The following is a 20,716-nucleotide window of genomic DNA, read 5'->3' on the forward strand; positions in this document are numbered from 1 at the left end:
CCTTTGATATAAATCAATAAAAGGTATTGATGTCGTATTATTTTCACATTAAATATTTATTATGGAGATGAAGGAATAAAAGGTAACTGAGTTTTAGTTAATGGACAAACGAAGTGAGGTCACCATGCAAAATTATCTTAAACTATTAATCAGCGTTTTGTTGTTTTCATGGATTTCTTATGGATATGCACAATCTACAAGTGGAAAAATACATTTTTCAGGCTCTATTGTTGATCCAGGGTGTCAGGTTGTTGTATCAAATGCTCAGGCCAATATCTCCTGCTATAGAAAGGGTAAAAATATTACGGTAAAACAGGTTGTTTCAGTCTACAAAGCAAAAAATCCCGGAAGCATTATCCTTCCTGGTAATATAGGTGTTACTAAAGTGAAATGGACTGATAATAAAAAGCGTTTGGCAATTATTAATGTGGATTATTTTTAATTTAAACAGATAATAAGTTGCTCTTTTATCAGAAAGGAGCAACTTATATCCAAAAACACTGAACTAATCGCAACGTCCCATATAACGACGTTCTGCAATGTGAATGCGGATTTTTTCTCCGGAACTCAGGTATTCAGGAACCTGAATCGACAACCCTGTGCTCATTTTTGCTGGTTTTGTACGGGCACTTGCTGATGCGCCTTTAATTCCCGGAGCAGTTTCTTCAATGACCATATCAACAGTTTGTGGTAATTCCAGAGCCAACAGTTGACCTTCCATTGTCATCACTTGCATTCCCGGTAAACCTTCTTCCGGGATAAACAGCAATTCTTCTTCAATTTGTTCTTTTTTAAAGTGATACGGTGTGAAATCCTCATTATCCATGAAGATATATTCATCGCCATCGATGTACGAAAAACTGACACTACGACGAGTTAATGTAATCGTTTCCAGAATATCATCACCTTTGAAGCGTTCTTCCACTTTCTGACCGGTACGAATATCGGTAAAGCGCATCTTATACAGCGTACTGGCGCCGCGTGCGCTGGGTGACTGAATATCAATGTCTTTAACTAATAATAGTTTTCCGTTGTGATTGATTGCTGTTCCGCGTTTAATTTCATTGGCTTTAGCCATAGATACCTTCTGTAATACAGTGGAATAAGGATTTTAGTGGCGACAAAATTACTCGCAGTCAGGAGATTAGGCAAGAAATGAATGCCCCGGTATTTTTACCAGGGCTAGAATTTAGTCAGAATCAGCGGTAGGCAGGTAAAAGGTCAAATAAAGACAGAATGTGCACGACTGCATTGATTAGACCAAACAGGATAATAAAAACTATCAGGATATTGCCACCGGGGGCCCGATAACTGGCTTGTGGATGGCGCCGACGACTGGCACGTGCCATCAGTGCCGGCACGATAACTGCCCAGATAGTGGCTGCAAGTCCTGCAAACCCGATTGCATACAGGAAACCATTCGGGAAGAGTAAAGCCAGAACGGTAGGTGGGATAAACGTTATTAAAGCCGTCTTTAAACGCCCTGTATGGCTATCATCAAATCCGAAAAAATCAGCCAGATAATCAAATAATCCAAGCGAAACACCTAAAAATGAGCTGGATAATGCCATATATGAGAAGGCATTTAACAATTGATTTATCGTCTCATTGCCAGACACATTATCCATTTGGTTCAGTAAATCGCTGACATTACCACCATCAGCAATGATCTGTTTAAATGCTTCACGGGGAATATTTCCCTGAATGGCAAACTGCCACAAAATGTAGATAGTCAGCGCTATCAGCGAGCCATAGAGCATACTGCGGGTAATGGCTTTGACATCCTTATTATAATATTTCACTAACCCCGGCACGTTGCCATGATAGCCAAAGGAAGTCAGCAGATATGGCAATGCCATTAAAGCGTAAGGCAGGTAACTGGTTTCGGTATTTGTCTGATCAAACAATATAGCGGGTTTGACTTCAGTAAACATTCCTCCCACTGACATGATAAATGTGATGACCATACCACCGATTAAAATCGTGCTCAGGCGATCTACGGCTTTGGTTGATAACCAGACAATGAAGGCAACAATAAAGGAAAAAATCAGGCCAGTTCCGGCTTGCGGCAGAGGAATAATGCTATTGAGATTACGAAAAATAATTGAGCCGCCAGCTGAGATATAAGCATAAGTCAGAATATATAAAACAAAGGTAATGGATAACCCGGTAAGTACATTCCAGCCTTTGCCCAGCAAATCTTTGGTAATGGTGTGGAAGCTAGCGCCACAGGGGTAATTCATATTGGCTTCCAAGATCATCAGGCTTGAGAAATAGATACAGACCCAAGTGTAAACCAGCAAAATTATTGATCCTGTAAACCATACACCTGAAGTGACGATGGGAATGGAAAACATACCAGCACCGACAGCAGTACCGGCAATGATCATTGCTCCGCCTAATATAGAGGGGCGTTTAAAATTTTGCGTTACCTCAATGGTCATATAGACTCCTGATGAATAAGTGTTACCTTTGTACTAGCGCGACGATACATCAATCAGGAACATGTGTAAACAATTAATCAAGGAGATATGTAAATGGATTTTGTTTGGTTTCAGATACACTGCTTTTTGTCGATATTGGCAGTGTATCTGTATGTCAGGCAGGCAAATAGAACTTTTTCTCTTGCCAGAGTTTAATTGCACTGCGGCTGGCTTCAAAATGAGGCTCTGGAAGGTTATTAGGATCGCACCAGATAAGTTGGTTACATTTTTCTGGTTCCATTAGGCGCGGTTCTCCGCCGGAATGGTGGGCCATCAGGCAGACAGAAATAGTATGCTTTCCTTCTTCACGGTAGGTTTGGATGTTATTACAGATCCCATAAACCTGCGGATTTTGAATGTTTAAGCCAATTTCTTCCTGAATTTCACGGATAGCACATTCTTCAAATGTTTCACCGGGATCAACATGTCCGCCAAATATTGACCAGTACGGGGCATGTTTACCCGTCCGTTTTCCCAGTAAAATTTCACCTTTATCATTAATGATAATGACACCAACTCCAACAACCACTGACATTGATTTATTCCTTTTTTCTTCATCGGATAAAAAATTATCGGTTGCCGATATTTTTACTTTTGGATTGAGATAACACAATGACCAATCTGATATTAAATTTAACTGAAACGATTCAATTTTGATGTTATAAATAGTCGAGGAATTTTAATGTGATTTATGACTATTTATTCAGGAGATACTGGGCAAGATGAGCCGTCGAGTTGCCACAATAACCTTAAATCCAGCTTATGATTTAGTTGGCCTGTGTCCAGATATTGTTAAAGGAACCGTTAATCGTGTACGCACCGCAGGCTTACATGCTGCCGGAAAAGGTAATAATGTTGCGAAGGTACTACGGGATTTGGGTATTGATGTCACCGTCAGCGGTTTTCTGGGAAAAGAAAATCAGGACGGATTTCAGCATTTTTTCGATGAAAACAAGATGATCAATCGTTTTCATTTAGTTTCTGGTAGAACACGTATCAATGTGAAACTGACTGAAAAATATGGTGATGTGACCGATTTTAATTTCTCAGGTTTCCATGTGACAGAAAAAGAATGGGAGCAGTTTGTTACTGATTCTCTCTCATGGCTGGGGCAGTTTGATATGGTTGTGGTTAGCGGTAGCTTGCCTGAGGGAGTTTCGCCTGAATCATTTACCGACTGGATGAAGCAGTTACAGCAATGTTGTCCCTGTATTATTTTTGACAGTAGCCGTGAAGCATTTGCAGCCGGCCTTAAAGCAACGCCATGGCTGGTGAAACCAAATCGTTATGAATTAGAAATCTGGGTGGGTAAACCATTGCCGGATTTAGATAGCATTATTGACGCGGCTCATGAGTTGCGCCAAAAAGGGATCGCTCATGTTGTTATTTCACTGGGCGAGCAAGGGGCACTATGGGTGAATGCTTCCGGTGCATGGCTGGCAAAACCACCTTATTGTGACGTCATTAGTACCGTTGGTGCCGGAGATTCTATGGTTGGTGGGTTGGTTTATGGTTTACTGATGCGTGAATCCAGTGAACATACATTGCGCCTGGCAACCGCAGTTTCTGCTCTGACGGTTAGCCAGCCTGATGTAGGGATTAGAAGTCGTACTGAACTGGCATCAATGATGTCGAAGATCCAATTGACACCCGTCAGATAACTAACTTTGCTGTGATTTTAGCCACGCAATTTCCTGATCCCAGATATCCGGATTGATCGTTTCAAGTATCAGAGGAATGCCATTGAAACGATCATCTTTCATGATATAGCTGAAGGGGGTCTTTCCTATATTGCCTTCACCAAGGCTGTGATGTCGGTCAACCCGGCTGGAAAACTCGCTTTTGGCATCATTGAGATGCATGGCTCGCAGGTATTTGAAACCGACAATATCTTCGAATGCTTTGAATGTGGCATCGCAATTTTGCTCGGTACGTAAGTCATAACCGGCAGCAAAAGCGTGGCAGGTATCGATACAGACACCGACCCGGCTTTTATCTTCAACGTCTTCAATAATGGCTGCCAGATGTTCAAATTTAAAGCCAAGATTAGTTCCTTGTCCGGCAGTATTTTCAATTACTGCCGTGACCCCCTGGGTTTGGTCTAGCACAATATTGATAGATTCAGCGATGCGGGCCAGACATTTATCGATATCAATTTTTTTCAGGTGACTGCCTGGATGGAAATTAAGTAAATCAATACCTAGCTGCTCACAACGCTGCATTTCATCAAGGAATGCAGCACGGGATTTTTCCAGCCCTTCAGATTCCGGATGACCCAGATTAATCAGGTAACTATCGTGAGGGAGGATCTGACCTTTACCGTAACCGTAACGCTCACAATCCGCCTTAAACTTATCAATGACTACTGTTGACAGGGGAGGGGCATTCCATTGACGCTGATTTTTCGTGAATAAGGCAAAAGCAGTTGCTTTTAATTCATGGGCTCGAATTACTGCCTGATCCACACCACCCGCAGCGCTTACATGGGCTCCAACAAATTTCATATCTTTCTCCTGTTCTGTTTCATTAATTATGCATTGTTCTTGTGGTTAATGAAATTCTGTAAGGTGGATACAGCCCAGTCGGCTGGTACGCTAAAAAGTGACATTGTTTTTTTAGATGAAAATTTCAGCCAAGTAAATGATGAATGCCTTTGTTGATGATTAATCCTCCAACCATTAGCCAGATAAACAAAAGGAAGGCTAACAAAATAGGCTTGGTTCCGGCCTGACGAATAGCACTGATATGTGTTGTTAACCCTAAAGCAGCCATAGCCATTGCCAGCAGAATAGTATCAATAGCTATGATAGAGCTGACAATGGGCTCAGGTAATAAATGGAAAGAGTTGAAAGCTGCCATAACAATAAAAAAGATGGCAAACCATGGGATGGTAATTGGCGACTTTCCATGATCATTGACACAGTTTTTAGATTTCACCCGACTAAGATAACCCGAAAGTAGTAATAAAAAGGGCGCGAGCATCATGACACGGATCATTTTGCTGATAACAGCAGTGTCTTCGGCTGCATTTCCTTGTGTGTGACCAACGGCAACGACTTGGGCAACTTCATGAATAGTTGATCCAGAAAATAGACCAAACTCTACCTGAGAGAAAGGAAACCATTGGTAATAAATGTTGAGTTGATAAAACCAGGGATAAATAAAGATGGCAAGGGTGCCGAATATCACAACGGTAGAAATGGCAACAGCGACTTTGTCGGCAGAGGCTTTCACGACAGGCTCAGTAGCCATGATTGCGGCAGCACCACAGATGCTGCTACCCGCTCCAATTAGCATGACTGTCTGACTATCAATTTTGAAAAAAACACGTCCGAGCCATAACGCTATAAAGAAAGTGGAAGAAAGCATAATAACATCAATCAATATGCCGGCTATACCAACATCAGCTATCTGCTGGAATGTCAGTCGAAAACCATAAAGAATGATACCGGCTCTTAACAGATAGTGTTTAGTGAAATTAATTCCATTGCCACAGATTGGTTTCAATGAAGGATATAGCGTATTCCCAACAATAATTCCCATCATAATCGAGATAGTCAGGACACTGAGTCCCATATTAATGAGTAGAGGGAGCTGGCTCAAATAGGTGGCGGCGGCGGTCAGTATTGCTGTTAGTATCAGCCCGGGGAAGAGTTGTAGTAAGGGATGACAATGAATAGTACCCGTTTTATTAAGTTGATTTTCAGGCACTGTTTTACTCTTAGACATAGTTGTCGCTCATATCGCTTATATGTTTTATGAATAAGCATATAGCAAATTGTTTAATCGTAAAAATTGATTATATTTATATTATTAATTATTAAAAAAGATAGATAGAACATGACTTTTGTTAAGTTGCGTAATAGTGTCTAGAATCAAGGTTATCTTATCATTTCAATTTACTTTTATGTTTCCCGCGAGGCCATATGCGTATCACTCTGAGACAGCTGGAGATTTTTGCAGAAGTTCTGAAAAGTGGTTCAACGACACAGGCTTCTCAACAATTAGCTTTATCACAATCTGCGGTGAGCGCTTCACTGACAGATCTTGAAGGTCAATTGGGAGTACAGCTTTTTGACAGGGTTGGAAAACGACTGGTTACCAATGAACATGGTCGCTTGCTTTACCCAAAAGCTCTGGCGCTGCTTGAGCAGACTGGAGAGGTGGAACAGCTTTTTAAATTGGAAATGGGAGCACTGCGACTGGCAGCCAGTAGCACGATTGGTAATTATATGTTGCCTGAAATGCTGGCGAAATATCGTAAGGAGTATCCAGATACGCCGCTGGAATTACATATCAGCAATACTGAAGATGTCATTAAATCGGTTGCCGAATTCCGGGTCGATTTGGCATTTATTGAAGGGTTGTGTCATAACCCGGATTTAATTACCCAGCCATGGATGAAAGATGAGCTGATTGTTTTTTCCTCACCAGAGAGTCCGCTTGTGCGTTCCAATCTGACTTTGGAAGATTTAATTAAAGCGCCCTGGATATTGAGAGAAAAAGGCTCAGGAACACGGGAAGTGCTTGATCAGTTACTTTTTTCACAAATGCCCAGATTCAATATTGCCATGGAGCTGGGGAACTCGGAAGCAATTAAGCATGCAGTTCAGTATGGTATGGGGATCAGTTGTCTGTCACGCCGGGTTGTCCGGGAACAACTGAAAAACGGCACACTGGTTGAACTGGTGATACCGGGCCTAAATCTTTATCGTACTCTTTATCTTATTTATCACCGACAGAAACATATATCCAATGCGTTACAAAAGTTATTAAGCTACTGTCAGTAATGCTGAGCCAATGCCATGAAATTAAAGAATTAATGTACCTATAATCGTGTAGCTTATAATTAAGGGCTGATCATGAAGGTATCTTATAACCGCCAATCGCCGCTATTCTGGGGACGAGGATTTGTTACAATTCCGCATTAGAAATTATTCTCGATGATATAGGAATATAATGTCTCAAGAACAAAGCGTGCCACAGGAGCAGGCGCCCAAAAATCTGCGTCGTGAGCTAAAAGCACGACATATGGCGATGATAGCCATTGGCGGTTCAATTGGTACGGGGCTATTTGTTGCTTCCGGAGCAACAATTTCACAGGCTGGCCCCGGTGGAGCCCTGCTTTCATATGCGCTGATCGGCCTGATGGTCTATTTCCTGATGACCAGTCTGGGTGAATTGGCTGCTTACATGCCGGTTTCAGGGTCATTTTCCACTTATGGCTCAAAGTATGTTGATGAAGGCTTTGGTTTCGCATTGGGCTGGAACTACTGGTATAACTGGGCTGTTACGATCGCGGTTGACCTTGTCGCTGCCCAGTTGGTTATGGGGTACTGGTTTCCGGATGCACCGGGATGGATATGGAGTGCCTTGTTCCTCAGCCTGATTTTCCTGCTGAATTTCATCTCAGTAAAAAGCTTCGGCGAGGCAGAATATTGGTTCTCTTTGATTAAAGTTTCTACGGTGATTGTTTTCATTATCGTCGGGATTTTAATGATCGTCGGTATTATGAAAGGTGCAGAAGGGGCAGGGTGGCATAACTGGACTATAGGTGAGGCACCATTTGCTGGTGGGTTTGCGGCCATGATTGGGGTTGCCATGATTGTCGGTTTCTCATTTCAGGGGACTGAACTGATTGGGATTACCGCCGGAGAATCAAAAGATCCTGCCAAAAACATTCCCCGTGCTGTGCGTAAAGTATTCTGGCGTATCTTATTATTCTATGTATTCGCCATTCTAATCATTAGCCTGATCATTCCTTATACTGACCCAAGTTTGTTAAGAAATGGCGTAAAAGACATCAGTGTCAGCCCTTTCACGCTGGTTTTTGAAAACGCAGGTCTGTTGTCAGCCGCCGCGGTAATGAACGCAGTGATCTTAACCGCTGTTCTTTCTGCCGGAAACTCAGGAATGTATGCTTCTACCCGCATGTTATTTACATTGGCACGGGAAGGTAAGGCGCCTAAGATTTTTGGACATTTGTCAAAAGGCGGTGTTCCTCGTAATGCACTTTATGCCACAACTGTGGTTGCAGGATTATGCTTTCTAAGCTCCATGTTCGGTAACCAGACAGTGTATCTATGGCTGTTGAATACCTCGGGCATGACCGGATTTATTGCATGGCTTGGTATTGCAATAAGCCATTATCGTTTCCGTAAAGGGTATGTTGCTCAGGGGCGTAATATCAACGAACTGCCCTATGTCTCCGGCTTTTTCCCTGTCGGGCCGATTTTTGCCTTTGCGTTGTGTCTGTTGATCACCTTAGGCCAGAACTATCAGGCATTTTTACAGGATACGATAGACTGGTACGGTGTTACGGCGACTTATATTGGTATTCCGTTATTCTTGCTCATTTGGTTTGGCTATAAACTGAAAAATAAAACACGTTTCGTCAAATACAATGAGATGGACTTTCCGGCGATAAAGCATACATACCATGAATAAAATGTTAATAATAATTTGATAAAATGATATTTATTAATTAAGACATTATTGTTTTTATTTTGCAAACAACTGCCTGTTCTGTGATGGAATCGGCAGTTTTTATTTTTCATGGATTTAAAGCAAAATTATCGTCATTAAATTTCGGATATACCGAATCAATCGCATTGATAAGTATTCTTATTTGCTTTATTGTTAACGGCAAAATTATTGCTTGAAGAGGCTAACTAAAGTGAAGTTTGGATTTCAGACAGTCGTGAAAGGCGCGAGTATCAGCTTATTGGCAAGCTCTGCGATGATGACCAGTTTTGCATGGGCTGAAACAGTCACTGATGTTGCTGGGCGTACTGTAGAAGTGCCTGCAAAGGTGAACCGTATCCTATTGGGTGAAGGCCGTTTATTCCATTCAGTCGCAGTGTTAGAAGGAGATAAACCTCTGGCGCGTATTGTTGGCTGGCAGGGTGATTTCCGCAAGCTTGATCCACAAACCTACTCTATCTACAAAGCAAAATTCCCTGAAATTGATGATATTCCCCTGATAGGCAACACCACTGCCGATACGGTCAGTTCTGAAAAAGTACTGACTCTTAATCCCGATGTGGCTATTTTTGGTTTATCCGGTCATGGCCCGGGCAAACACAGCGAACTGGTTAAACAATTAGAAAAAGCAGGCGTTCCTGTTGTTTTTGTCGATTTCCGTAATGATCCACTGAAAAACACTCTGCCGAGCATTCGCATGCTGGGTAAAGTACTGCACCGTGAGGAGCAGGCAAACGCTTATGCTGATTTTTATGAAAAGAATCAGAAACTGGTCACTGATATTACCAGCCGTATTCCGGCAGAGCAGAAACCGTCAGTCTTTATTGAACTGAGAGCAGGTTCTATCGAAGACTGTTGTGGTACTGCGGGCAATGGCAACATGGGTAATTTCATTGACCTTGCAGGCGGTAAAAATATTGCTAAAGAGGTTCTGCCAGTACCATTGGGTACTATGAATCTGGAAAAAGTGATTACGGCTGATCCTTATATCTATATTGCCAGCGGTGCTCAGGATCCCGGTGAGAAAGGTGAAGGTATCCAGATGGGTGCTCAGACCTCCCCGGAAACTGCCCTCGCTGGTTTGAAAGCGATGACAGAGCGCAGAGGTATCAATACCCTGACCGCAGTAAAAGAAGGCCGTACTCATGCTATCTGGCACCATTACTACAATTCACCTTATAACGTTGTAGTGACACAAGTTTTTGCTAAGTGGTTTTATCCAGAACAATTTGCTGATTTAGATCCACAGCAGACATTAAAAGAGCTTCACACTAAGTTCCTGGCAGTAGAACCAGCAGGCACATATTGGGTCAGTGAAAAATAAGCAGTAACAGGTAATAGAAATGAGTGTCACTACCGAGCCTATGCCAATGATGAAACAGCAGAACGAGTGTGATATCAAAGCACACTATCGTCATATCCTGCATCGACGTATTGCATGGATGTTTTTGCTAATTTTGGTTATCGGCGTCTCTTTAGTATTAGATTTTACAATGGGGCCATCAGGGTTATCTTTATCAGCTCTCTGGCAGACTCTGGTTTCACCGGAGAGTGTCGATGCAGGAACCCGGGTAATTGTCTGGGATATCCGATTACCTTATGCCTTGATGGCGGTAGTGGTTGGTTTATCATTGGGCCTGGCGGGTGCAGAAATGCAAACTATTTTGAATAACCCGCTGGCCAGCCCGTTTACTCTGGGTGTTTCCAATGCCGCCTCTTTTGGTGCGGCATTGGCAATCGTACTGGGTATTGGTATTCCAGGCATACCTGATCAGTGGCTTATTTCTGCAAATGCTTTTATTTTTGCGTTGTTAGCTGCTTTGATGCTTGATGGCATTACGCGCTGGACAAAAGTTGCAACTTCTGGCGTGGTGCTCTTTGGTATTGCTATGGTCTTTACCTTCAATGCGCTGGTTTCCATGATGCAGTTTATTGCCACGGAAGATACGTTGCAGGGGCTGGTTTTCTGGACGATGGGCAGCCTTTCAAAAGCAACGTGGTTAAAACTGGGTGTTATGTTGCTGGTGCTCTTGACCCTTATGCCTGTTTCTATGATGAACTCCTGGAAACTGACTGCATTACGTTTAGGTGAAGATAGGGCGACCAGCTTTGGTATCAATATCCGTCGTCTTCGTCTGGGAACGCTGTTACGTATCAGTATCTTGACTGCGCTAGCGGTGGCATTTGTCGGGCCGATTGCCTTTATTGGTCTGATTGCTCCTCATATTGCCAGATTGATGTTTGGTGAAGATCACCGCTTTTATTTACCTGCAAGTGCATTAATTGGTGCACTAGTATTATCGATAGCATCGATTGCATCCAAGAATTTAATCCCCGGGGTCATCATACCTGTAGGCATTGTGACATCTTTGGTGGGTGTGCCTTTCTTCCTGAGCATCGTTTTACGCCATAGGGGAAGTGTATGAGCCAAGGGTTAAAAATAAGCCGGTTTACGGCTGGTTATCCAAAACATCCAGTTATTGAAAATCTGGATGCTAACCCATTGCCTCGGGGTAAAATCACCGTATTACTCGGGCCGAATGGTAGCGGCAAGTCAACATTATTGCGTTCACTGGCTGGTCTAAATAAGGCTAATGGTGCTTTGTTACTGGATGGGCAGGATTTGATGCAAATGAATTTTGCCCAACGTGCGCAGAATGTTGTTTATTTGCCTCAGTCATTGCCTGCGGGTGTCCATCTACATGTACTGGAATCTGTTATTGTTGCCCAGCGCGCATCAGGTGGGACAAGTGGTGACCAATGCGAACAGGAAGTTATGGCACTGTTACGTCAGCTTGGTATTGAACATTTAGCTTTAAGCTATTTAGATCAATTATCAGGTGGACAAAAACAATTGGTCGGTTTGGCACAATCATTAATCAGAAAGCCGACATTATTATTATTAGATGAACCATTAAGTGCACTGGATTTAAATTACCAGTATCACGTTATGGATTTGGTCGCACGTGAAACACGTCGCCGGAATATTATTACCGTGGTTGTTGTACACGATATTAATATTGCGCTGCGTCATGGTGACCATATATTAATGTTAAAAAAGGGTGAATTAATTTCTGAGGGTTTACCAGAACAGGTCATTACACCTGATAGTCTGGCTCAGGTATATGGTGTCAAGGGGCGGATAGAGCATTGTTCTCAGGGAGTGCCTCAAGTATTAATTGATGGCCTTGTAACGGATTTGGCCAGCTAAAATAATAAAGAGCATAAACTGTTTTATTAAAACCGTAGAGTAAATAAAAATAACACTGGTGGGGATAAGAGTGCTTATCCCTGCACTTTGAGTTTATGTCGATTATCCAGATTAATTAAATTGTTCTATTCTACCTTTTGGAGAATCGGGAATGGTCGTTTTTGCAAAGAAAAAAGTCGTCTTAGGTATTATTGCTGCGATTTCATCTAGTGCTGTTTTAGCTGCTAATGCGGCGAATAATGGCGAAGATAAAATTATTGTTACTACTGCTTCAGGCTTCCAACAAAAAATTGAAGATGCGCCAGCTTCTATTTCAGTGGTCAGCCGTGAACAATTGGAAACCAAAGCCTACCGTGATGTAACGGATGCACTGAAAGATGTGCCGGGAGTTATGGTTACTGGTGGTGGAAGTGGCAGTGATATCAGTATTCGTGGTATGTCATCAAAATATACTATGATTCTGGTCGATGGTAAGCGTGTTGACACCCGTCGTACTCGGCCAAACAGTGATGGTGCTGGTATTGAGCAGGGCTGGTTGCCGCCATTAGCATCCATTGAGCGCGTTGAAGTTGTCCGTGGGCCAATGTCTTCCCTTTATGGTTCTGATGCCATGGGTGGTGTTATCAATATCATTACCCGTAAAGTACATAAAGAATGGAACGGTAGCTTACGTGCAGATACCACCCTGACCGAGCGTAAAAAATCAGGTAATAGCTATCAAACCAGTGCGTATGTGGCAGGGCCATTGATTGATGGTCTACTGGGAGTAAAGGCGACGGGTTTATTCTCTCATCGTAATGAAGATAAGTTTATCAGCGGTTATAAAAAGCAAGAAATGCGTAATGGCTCGGTAGCCTTGTCTTTAACACCTGATGAACAAAATAGCTTTGAGTTTGAAGCCGGTCGTTATGAACAGGACCGTGACTCGACGATTGGTAAAACAAGTCCAGAAGATGCTAAATCAGATGATATCAGCCGCTATAAACGTAATAATTATTCGATAACACATAATGGTATCTATGACTTCGGTACAATGACATCTTATATTCAGCGGGATGAGTCGAAAAACCCTGAACGTATGATGAAATACGCGGATACGATGTTTAGCAATCAGACTACATTTAATTTAGGTGATAATACATTAAGTGTCGGTGGGCAGTATCGTTATGAAGATCTGACTGATCGCGAAAATAAAAAGATGGCGGAAAAAGGGATAAATAATATTACCCGCTGGAGCTGGGCATTATTTACTGAAGATGAATGGCAAATCACCAACGATTTCTCCCTGACAGCAGGTGCGCGTCTGGATAAAGATCAACTTTTTGGAGCCCATGTCACCCCTCGTTTATACGGCATCTGGCATGCTGATGAACAATGGACCATTAAAGGTGGTGTCACAACGGGTTATCGTTCACCTGAATTACGTCAGGTTGCTCCTAATTGGTTGCACGGAACTGGGGGAAGGAAATTGAAAGGTGTGATTGAAAGCAATCCATCCCTGAAACCAGAGAAAAGCGTTAATGAAGAAATTGGTGTTATCTGGAATAACCAAGATGGCCTCAATATCGGCGTTACAGTCTTTAATACAGACTTCAAAGATAAAATCACAGAGTTCCGCCTTTGTAACGATAAAGCCACATGTAAATCAATTGGTAAGGATGGCTATGATTTTGTCAGTCAGAACATAAACGTCGATAAAGCCAACATTCGTGGTATCGAAACTACCCTGAACTGGGATATCGTAGAAAACTTATCATTGGCAGCAAACTATACCTATTCCTACTCTAAGCAGAAGACAGGAGATTTCAAAGGTCAGCCATTGAATAAGATGCCTACGCATATGGCTAATGCAACCTTAAGCTGGCAGACACTACCAGAAATGGAAACATGGGCACGTTTCAATTTCCGTGGAAAAACGAAGAATTATCTATATCGCTCATCAATGAATAGCGGTACACCTTCTTATGCTTTTGTTGATATGGGTGCGACTTATAGCATCATGAAGAACGTACGTGTATTAGGTGGCGTTTACAACGTATTTGATAAACAAGTGACTAATGAAGTGCACGGCTCAACCCTTGATGGCCGCCGTTACCAAGTCGGCGTTAACTATGACTTCTAATGAACATTTAATTTATTATTAATTAAAGTCATTATAATTAACGCTTAAATCAATATTAAGTCTGCTCTTTATCAGAATTATGATTAAGAGCAGACTTTTCATTTCATACCATTCATAATTAAATAGCCAATAATTTACTTTTATGCTACAAGTTTATCAAATCTCTATCAGTGGATAGGCTAGCATTACCTTCATGAATTCTTTCGGTAAGAAGCAGTTTATGTAGGCTCTTTAGTATTGTAAAAAATAATGAATTTTTAGTGTGATGGGTCTTGCTATTTCTGAACTTGAAGTGCAAAATGCCGCCCACTAAAAATAACTGATGTGTAATTATGCATCAGTTATTTTTTTTGCATTGAGTTATTTTTTACAACACCGAGAGGCCGGATATTTTCCGGATCGATACTGACCATAAGCGGCGACTATTAAAAAGGCTGCTGTACTGAGGAACGTAATTATGGAGCAATTATTCGCTTTTGCACTTGTGCCAATCGGCGCTAGCTGCTGCAACGATGACTATGGGGCATGGTCCTCAGTTAATTCGTTATCTCCCACCTTTTCTTTCTTTTCTGTTTATAGACAGATGCGAAGTCTACCCAGTAACTATCGATTAAGTAGTTGTAGTAATGCCCAGATCGAAGTTATGGGAGGTTTCGCTCATGTCGCATAATCCTACTGCTACTCTCGGTACTGTTCAGGCAAGTGCCAGTAATCGTGTTCAGCTGAGAAGAACACTGACCTTATTTCAGGTAGTCATGATGGGCCTTGCTTATATGCAGCCGATGACTATTTTTGACACCTTCGGTATTGTTTCCAAATTGACGGATGGGCATGTTGCAACATCTTATGCTATTGCGTTGATTGCTATTTTATTTACAGCTTTGAGCTATGGGAAACTGGTAAAAAGATTCCCGTCAGCAGGTTCTGCCTACACTTACGTACAAAAATCAATGAATCCCCATCTTGGGTTTATGGTAGGTTGGTCATCTTTGTTGGATTATCTGCTTATGCCGATGATCAACATTCTGCTGGCAAAAATTTACCTTCAGGCTATTTTCCCCGGCATTGATCCGTGGGTTTTCGTAGTGGGTCTGGCGGTGTTAATGACCGTTTTCAACTTGAGTGGCATTAATGTTGTTGCCAATCTTAACGGTCTTATTGTTGTAGTACAGATTGCTGTTATGGTGGTGTTCGTCGGTTTGTTAATGCACGGCATATATAACGGTGAAGGTGCAGGCACATTATGGAGTGCCCGACCATTTACATCAGAAGAAGCACAATTAATTCCAATGATTACAGGGGCAACGATACTCTGCTTCTCATTCCTTGGTTTTGATGGCATTACGTCTTTGTCTGAAGAAACGCCTAATGCGGGCAAGGTGATCCCTAAAGCGATTTTCCTTACTGCATTAATCGGTGGTGTTATCTTTATTGCGGTATCTTATTTCCTGCAGCTCTATTTCCCTGATGTATCCCGGTTTCAAAACCCGGATGAATCTCAGCCAGAAATTATGCTGTTTGTCGCTGGGGCATTATTCCAGGCTATTATTCTGGTCTTCTCCTGCGTCACAGTAATGGCTTCCGGTATGGCTGCGCATGCAGGTGTGGCTCGATTGCTCTATGTGATGGGTCGTGATGGCGTACTGCCAGAGAAAGTTTTTGCTTATGTCCATCCAAAATGGCGCACGCCTTCAATCAACGTTATTCTGGTCGGAATTGTTGCACTATCAAGCGGATTTTTAGACTTAGTCACGGCAACAGCACTGATCAATTTCGGAGCATTGGTTGCATTTACTTTCGTGAATTTGTCGGTAATTGCTCAATTCTATGTTCGTGAACGCCGTAATACCACGTTGAAAGATACTATCAATTTCCTGCTTCTGCCTCTGTTTGGTGCAGGAACAGTGGGTGTATTGTGGATGAATCTGGAAGCCAGCTCTATGGAGTTAGGTTTGATTTGGGGGGGAGTAGGTCTGCTTTATATGTTCTTCCTGACCCGTAGTTTCCGTCAGCCTATGCCACAATTCAGTGAGCCTGTATAAGATACACTGCTATATAACTCTTCCGAAACAGCACCCGTCAGGTGCTGTTTTTTTATGGATAATAAATTAAAAAGTCACAATAATAGATTGAGCTTCATCCTTTGCTAATTTCGTCACCAATATATCCATCGGGCTCTGTATAAGGTAAGAAAACCATTATGAATGATGCTAATACCCCACAAAATCAGCAACTCCTAGCAACTCTTACCCACATTGTGGGTAGTGCTCATATTCTCACCGAACCACAGAAAACAGAGCGTTATCGCACAGGCTTCCGTTCTGGGCAAGGAAGTGCTCTTGCTGTTGTCTCACCAGGCTCATTGCTGGAGCAATGGAAAGTTTTCAAGGCATGTGTAGACGCAGACAAAATTATTTTAATGCAGGCGGCGAATACAGGGTTAACCGAAGGTTCTACCCCCAATGGTGATGATTATGATCGCGATATTATCATTATCAGCACACTGAGAATGGATAAGATACAGTTTCTTGAATCTGCCAATCAAGTCATTGCTTTTCCGGGCAGTACATTATGGCATTTAGAAAAAGTGCTAAAACCTTTGGCGCGTGAACCGCATTCAGTCATTGGTTCCTCCTGCATTGGCGCATCGGTTATAGGGGGAATTTGTAATAATTCTGGTGGCTCTCTGGTGCAACGTGGCCCTGCTTATACAGAAATGGCCTTATATGGGCGAGTGAATGAGAAAGGTGAAGCTGAACTTATTAATCACTTAGGCATAGCTCTGGGGGACTCACCGGAAGATATTCTGACCTGTCTGGAAGAGCGGCGCTACCGTGCGGAAGATATTCAACAAAATAGCAGAGTGGCTTCTGATCATGAATATGCTCATCGTGTTCGTGATATTGAGGCGGATACTCCATCGCGCTTTAATGCTGATGAGCGCAGATTATTTGAAACTTCCGGATGTGCCGGGAAACTCGTTGTTTTTGCCGTGCGATTAGATACCTTTCCGGCAGAGTCACATACTCAGGTATTCTATATCGGCACTAATCAGCCAGAAGTTTTGACCGAATTACGCAGACATATTTTATCGAATTTTAAACACTTGCCGGTTGCTGGTGAGTACATGCATCGGGATATTTTTGATATTGCTGAAATTTATGGTAAAGACACTTTTGTTATGATTGATAAACTCGGTACAGATAAAATGCCGATGTTTTTCAGTATAAAGGGACGACTGGATGCCATATTCGGAAAAATTCCTTTTCTGCCTCCCCATTTAATAGATCGCGTAATGCAGTGGTTAAGTGGCTTACTGCCTTCATACTTACCAACACGACTTAAAACTTATCGTGACCGTTTTGAACATCACTTGATGCTTAAAATGTCTGGTGATGGAATAAAAGAAGCCAGTGAATGGCTGGAAAATTATTTCAAACAGGCTGACGGAGATTATTTTTCTTGTACGCCGGAAGAAGGAGCTAAAGCGTTTTTACATCGCTTTGCGGCAGCAGGAGCAGCAATCCGGTATCAGGCAGTACACAGTGATGAAGTGGAGGATATTCTGGCGTTAGATATTGCTCTGCGGCGTAATGATCAGGAGTGGTTTGAGCATCTGCCATCAGAAATTAATGAAGCACTAGTTCATCGTTTATATTATGGGCACTTTATGTGTCATGTATTTCATCAGGATTATATTGTCAAAAAAGGTAGGGATATTAAGGCACTGAAAGAGAAAATGCTGGAAATCTTAAATCAGAGAGGAGCCGAATATCCTGCTGAACATAATGTTGGTCATCTGTATAAAGCTAAACCCCAACTTAAGCAGTTTTATCAAATGAATGATCCTACTAACAGTTTGAATCCGGGTATTGGTAAAACATCTAAATTAAAAAATTGGGGGGAAGTGCAGGGAGAACAATGTCCTGATAATTGTTCTACTCACCAACATGGTCAGAATAATGGATAACGGCTGGATAAAGACAGAAAAAGACAAAATCTTGTCTTTTTCTGTGCTGATTTAAATTTACTCAGCTAATTGAACTGCATAGTCTATTAATGCTTTTAACTGACGGCACTTCTCTTCATCAGACTGATGTTCAATAAAAAGACGCTCAATATTTGCAAAGTATTGAGTGATATTTTCCTGAGTGAATATTTCCCGGCGATGCTGTAACCAACGCTGTTGTTCACCATAATCCAATGTTGCCGGATAATTTCTGGCACGATAACGGAATAGGAGAGCCTTAATGCGAGGATCCTGAAATGTTAAATCCAAAGCAGGCAGATTTTGAGGTGTAGTTTCACGAATAATTTCCATCGCTGTTTTATCTGCATCGCTGAAGAAGCCACTATATAGTTTGGCATCAACATTATCAGATTCAGGAAATTCTTCTGGTTGGGAAAATAATTCGACTATTTTTTCACGGATTTGTGGGTTGTTACGTAAGATAGTCAGGTTTTGTGCGCACTGATTACGATCAAGCCCAACTCGCTCAGCATCCTGTGGCCGCAGAGTATTTTCAGGCGCAATGATCGGACATTTATTGATGTGCACTAGTTTGATGGGAACAGGAGACTGATCTGGCTGCAATTTATCCCGGCGGGTATACAAACGCTCACGTAATTCATTAGCATCCAGTTCCAGCAGAGGCGAAATATCCCCAGCTAAATCGCACATAATAACGGCATTTCTGTTTGTCGGGTGCCATGCTAAAGGCGCTATCAGGCTGATATTACTGCGTAAAGATCCGAACATGCCTGATACATGCACCAGAGGTTTCATTTGTGGAATATCAATCTGATTGCTGACTTTCTGCTTATTTCTTAGCTGGAAAAAATAATCAAACAATTTAGGTTGTGCTGCTTTAACCAGCTTCGCCATAGCAATAGTCGCGTAAACATCTGACATGGCATCGTGCGCATGAGTATGCTCGATTCCATTCGCTTTTGTCAGTTGTTCCAGCTTAAAACTGGGTAATCCATCATCATTTTCCGGCCAGATAATGCCTTCCGGACGCAGGGCGTAGCAGGCGCGCAACACATCAAGCAGATCCCAGCGAGAATTACCTTTTTGCCAGCTGTAGGCATAGGGATCATAAAAATTGCGATAAAAAATATTGCGGCTGACTTCATCATCAAAGCGGATATTGTTATATCCGAGGATACAGGTATTGGGTTTGCTGAATTCAGTGTGGATCAGGCGTGTAAACTCTGCCTCATTCACACCTTTTTTCAGGGCCAGCTGGGGCGTAATTCCCGTGATCATGACAGCTTCAGGCTCAGGCAGATAATCATCAGCCGGAGCGCAGTACACCACTAGAGGTTCTTCAATGATATTAAAATCACTATCAGTTCGAACGCCTGCAAACTGTGCAGGGCGATCTAAGGCAGGATGTATGCCAAAGGTTTCATAATCATGAAAATAGAAAGTGGGGTTTTTATCGTTACTCAAGGTAATTCTGCATCTGTTGTCTATTGGTTGGACGATATGGTAAACCATATCTGAAACAATCTGAATACTCGAATAATATGGAGAATGAAAGTAATGATAGAAGTTACCGAAGTGCTTCCAACGGCGCAGGAATATATCAAGCTGCGTGAACGGGCAGGCTTATCGGCTAAATCCATTGAAGCGGCCGAAAAAGGATTACCCAATTCATTGTTTTCTATTTGTTTATGTGATGAAGGGAAATTGATCGGTATGGGAAGAGTTATTGGTGATGGAGCCTGCTTCTTTGAAATAGTAGATATCATGATTGACCCTGACTATCAGAGCAAAGGGTTAGGGAAGGCAGTAATGAATCGGATTGATGCCTGGCTGGAAACTCAGGCTTTGCCGGGTTCTTATGTTTCCTTGATTGCCGATAAACCCGAATTTTATGAAAAAATGGGGTATAAGCTGACATCACCGCAAGCACAAGGAATGTATCGTCGGTTAAAGTAGGTGAAATAAATTAAAAAAATATTTAAATATCATCGAAACTAGCTTGTTTATATATTGCCTGAAATTGTATTGTGTAATCAGCATAAAAAATTATCATTCTGATTAAGTAAAGGTGTGAAAAATGGACAACGCGAATAAACCAACATTCCATAATGTCTTAGAGTTTGTACGTATCTTCCGTCGAAAAAATAAATTACAGCGTGAGATTGTAGACAACGAGAAAAAGGTCCGTGACAACCAAAAACGTGTATTGTTGCTGGATAATCTCAGTGATTACATTAAACCGGGAATGTCAGTTGAAGATATTCAGGGAATAATTGCCCATATGCGCAGTGACTATGAAGAACGGGTTGATGAATATATCATCAAAAATGCTGAGCTATCTAAGGAACGCCGGGAATTATCTAAAAAGCTCAAAGCAATGGATGGCGGAGTAAAATAAGGTATTATGTTAACCACGCCATCAGGCG

At 42.0% G+C, this 20,716-nt stretch carries 18 protein-coding genes; 12 read left to right on the forward strand and 6 right to left on the reverse strand.

Annotated features, from left to right (window positions below; genetic code table 11):
• Positions 1-124: 124 nt before the first annotated feature.
• Positions 125-442 (forward strand): type 1 fimbrial protein, encoded by a 318-nt coding sequence (locus AACX68_RS09395; RefSeq protein WP_228858922.1) that lies wholly within the window; start codon positions 125-127, stop codon positions 440-442.
• Positions 443-505: 63 nt separating this feature from the next.
• Here AACX68_RS09395 and yeiP read toward each other — a convergent pair whose 3' ends face one another.
• The 3 genes from yeiP to AACX68_RS09410 form a co-directional block, all read right to left on the reverse strand.
• The gene (yeiP, locus tag AACX68_RS09400; RefSeq protein ID WP_099122967.1) at positions 506-1,078 is read right to left on the reverse strand and encodes an elongation factor P-like protein YeiP; all 573 of its coding nucleotides are present in this window, start codon (positions 1,076-1,078) and stop codon (positions 506-508) included.
• A gap of 121 nt (positions 1,079-1,199) precedes the next feature.
• Complete coding sequence (gene mtr / locus AACX68_RS09405) at positions 1,200-2,444, reverse strand: tryptophan permease (protein WP_228858923.1); 1,245 nt, start codon at positions 2,442-2,444, stop codon at positions 1,200-1,202.
• A 154-nt stretch (positions 2,445-2,598) separates the two neighbouring features.
• Positions 2,599-3,018 (reverse strand): nucleotide triphosphate diphosphatase NUDT15, encoded by a 420-nt coding sequence (locus AACX68_RS09410; RefSeq protein ID WP_228858924.1) that lies wholly within the window; start codon positions 3,016-3,018, stop codon positions 2,599-2,601.
• Positions 3,019-3,205: 187 nt separating this feature from the next.
• On the opposite strand from AACX68_RS09410, the gene fruK reads away from it, so the two are divergent.
• The gene (gene fruK, locus AACX68_RS09415; protein WP_228858925.1) at positions 3,206-4,144 is read left to right on the forward strand and encodes a 1-phosphofructokinase; all 939 of its coding nucleotides are present in this window, start codon (positions 3,206-3,208) and stop codon (positions 4,142-4,144) included.
• Here fruK and nfo read toward each other — a convergent pair whose 3' ends face one another.
• Positions 4,145-4,987: a deoxyribonuclease IV gene (gene nfo, locus AACX68_RS09420; RefSeq protein WP_228858926.1), complete on the reverse strand. Its 843-nt coding sequence runs from the start codon at positions 4,985-4,987 to the stop codon at positions 4,145-4,147.
• A 124-nt stretch (positions 4,988-5,111) separates the two neighbouring features.
• Positions 5,112-6,212: a YeiH family protein gene (locus AACX68_RS09425; RefSeq protein WP_228858927.1), complete on the reverse strand. Its 1,101-nt coding sequence runs from the start codon at positions 6,210-6,212 to the stop codon at positions 5,112-5,114.
• Positions 6,213-6,409: 197 nt separating this feature from the next.
• Here AACX68_RS09425 and yieE point away from each other — a divergent pair, with 197 nt between their 5' ends.
• The 8 genes from yieE (at position 6,410) to dld (ending at position 18,269) form a co-directional block, all read left to right on the forward strand.
• Entirely contained in the window at positions 6,410-7,273 is an 864-nt protein-coding gene (gene yieE / locus AACX68_RS09430) for a DNA-binding transcriptional regulator YeiE (RefSeq protein WP_228858928.1), read from the forward strand.
• A gap of 169 nt (positions 7,274-7,442) precedes the next feature.
• On the forward strand, positions 7,443-8,930 hold the full coding sequence (locus AACX68_RS09435) for an amino acid permease (protein WP_099122974.1): 1,488 nt from the start codon (positions 7,443-7,445) through the stop codon (positions 8,928-8,930).
• Between the two features lie 229 nt (positions 8,931-9,159).
• A complete protein-coding gene (locus tag AACX68_RS09440; protein WP_339389317.1) occupies positions 9,160-10,290 on the forward strand; it encodes an ABC transporter substrate-binding protein in 1,131 nt (376 codons plus the stop codon).
• 19 nt (positions 10,291-10,309) lie between these two features.
• Positions 10,310-11,392 carry a FecCD family ABC transporter permease gene (locus tag AACX68_RS09445; protein WP_228858929.1) on the forward strand — a complete coding sequence of 361 codons (1,083 nt, stop codon included), beginning with the start codon at positions 10,310-10,312 and terminating at the stop codon, positions 11,390-11,392.
• A complete protein-coding gene (locus AACX68_RS09450; protein WP_099110972.1) occupies positions 11,389-12,177 on the forward strand; it encodes an ABC transporter ATP-binding protein in 789 nt (262 codons plus the stop codon). Before AACX68_RS09445 ends, AACX68_RS09450 begins: the two co-directional genes overlap by 4 nt.
• A gap of 151 nt (positions 12,178-12,328) precedes the next feature.
• Positions 12,329-14,299, forward strand: coding sequence for a ligand-gated channel protein (locus AACX68_RS09455; protein WP_228858930.1), 1,971 nt, complete (start codon positions 12,329-12,331; stop codon positions 14,297-14,299).
• Positions 14,300-14,958: 659 nt separating this feature from the next.
• Positions 14,959-16,341, forward strand: coding sequence for an APC family permease (locus tag AACX68_RS09465; protein WP_228858931.1), 1,383 nt, complete (start codon positions 14,959-14,961; stop codon positions 16,339-16,341).
• Positions 16,342-16,499: 158 nt separating this feature from the next.
• On the forward strand, positions 16,500-18,269 hold the full coding sequence (dld, locus tag AACX68_RS09470) for a D-lactate dehydrogenase (protein WP_228858932.1): 1,770 nt from the start codon (positions 16,500-16,502) through the stop codon (positions 18,267-18,269).
• 57 nt (positions 18,270-18,326) lie between these two features.
• On the opposite strand, the gene sbcB is transcribed toward dld, so the two are convergent.
• Positions 18,327-19,754 carry an exodeoxyribonuclease I gene (sbcB, locus tag AACX68_RS09475; RefSeq protein ID WP_228858933.1) on the reverse strand — a complete coding sequence of 476 codons (1,428 nt, stop codon included), beginning with the start codon at positions 19,752-19,754 and terminating at the stop codon, positions 18,327-18,329.
• A gap of 93 nt (positions 19,755-19,847) precedes the next feature.
• On the opposite strand from sbcB, the gene AACX68_RS09480 reads away from it, so the two are divergent.
• Together AACX68_RS09480 and tmaR are read left to right on the forward strand one after the other, a co-directional pair.
• The gene (locus tag AACX68_RS09480) at positions 19,848-20,246 is read left to right on the forward strand and encodes a GNAT family N-acetyltransferase (RefSeq protein WP_228858934.1); all 399 of its coding nucleotides are present in this window, start codon (positions 19,848-19,850) and stop codon (positions 20,244-20,246) included.
• Between the two features lie 121 nt (positions 20,247-20,367).
• The gene (tmaR, locus tag AACX68_RS09485; protein ID WP_012989266.1) at positions 20,368-20,688 is read left to right on the forward strand and encodes a PTS system regulator TmaR; all 321 of its coding nucleotides are present in this window, start codon (positions 20,368-20,370) and stop codon (positions 20,686-20,688) included.
• Positions 20,689-20,716 lie beyond the last annotated feature (28 nt).

This window comes from Xenorhabdus sp. PB61.4 (assembly GCF_963894935.1).
GTDB classification, from domain to species: Bacteria; Pseudomonadota; Gammaproteobacteria; order Enterobacterales; family Enterobacteriaceae; genus Xenorhabdus; species Xenorhabdus stockiae.

What these genes read in the sequence shown, in the direction of transcription:
- fruK (WP_228858925.1), top strand. Translation starts at nt 3,206, where the DNA reads ATGAGCCGTCGAGTTGCCACAATAACCTTAAATCCAGCTTATGATTTA.
- AACX68_RS09395 (WP_228858922.1), top strand. Translation starts at nt 125, where the DNA reads ATGCAAAATTATCTTAAACTATTAATCAGCGTTTTGTTGTTTTCATGG.
- AACX68_RS09425 (WP_228858927.1), bottom strand. Translation starts at nt 6,212, where the DNA reads ATGTCTAAGAGTAAAACAGTGCCTGAAAATCAACTTAATAAAACGGGT.
- AACX68_RS09435 (WP_099122974.1), top strand. Translation starts at nt 7,443, where the DNA reads ATGTCTCAAGAACAAAGCGTGCCACAGGAGCAGGCGCCCAAAAATCTG.
- yieE (WP_228858928.1), top strand. Translation starts at nt 6,410, where the DNA reads ATGCGTATCACTCTGAGACAGCTGGAGATTTTTGCAGAAGTTCTGAAA.
- AACX68_RS09465 (WP_228858931.1), top strand. Translation starts at nt 14,959, where the DNA reads ATGTCGCATAATCCTACTGCTACTCTCGGTACTGTTCAGGCAAGTGCC.
- AACX68_RS09455 (WP_228858930.1), top strand. Translation starts at nt 12,329, where the DNA reads ATGGTCGTTTTTGCAAAGAAAAAAGTCGTCTTAGGTATTATTGCTGCG.
- yeiP (WP_099122967.1), bottom strand. Translation starts at nt 1,078, where the DNA reads ATGGCTAAAGCCAATGAAATTAAACGCGGAACAGCAATCAATCACAAC.
- AACX68_RS09450 (WP_099110972.1), top strand. Translation starts at nt 11,389, where the DNA reads ATGAGCCAAGGGTTAAAAATAAGCCGGTTTACGGCTGGTTATCCAAAA.
- nfo (WP_228858926.1), bottom strand. Translation starts at nt 4,987, where the DNA reads ATGAAATTTGTTGGAGCCCATGTAAGCGCTGCGGGTGGTGTGGATCAG.
- AACX68_RS09480 (WP_228858934.1), top strand. Translation starts at nt 19,848, where the DNA reads ATGATAGAAGTTACCGAAGTGCTTCCAACGGCGCAGGAATATATCAAG.
- mtr (WP_228858923.1), bottom strand. Translation starts at nt 2,444, where the DNA reads ATGACCATTGAGGTAACGCAAAATTTTAAACGCCCCTCTATATTAGGC.
- dld (WP_228858932.1), top strand. Translation starts at nt 16,500, where the DNA reads ATGAATGATGCTAATACCCCACAAAATCAGCAACTCCTAGCAACTCTT.
- AACX68_RS09445 (WP_228858929.1), top strand. Translation starts at nt 10,310, where the DNA reads ATGAGTGTCACTACCGAGCCTATGCCAATGATGAAACAGCAGAACGAG.
- AACX68_RS09410 (WP_228858924.1), bottom strand. Translation starts at nt 3,018, where the DNA reads ATGTCAGTGGTTGTTGGAGTTGGTGTCATTATCATTAATGATAAAGGT.
- tmaR (WP_012989266.1), top strand. Translation starts at nt 20,368, where the DNA reads ATGGACAACGCGAATAAACCAACATTCCATAATGTCTTAGAGTTTGTA.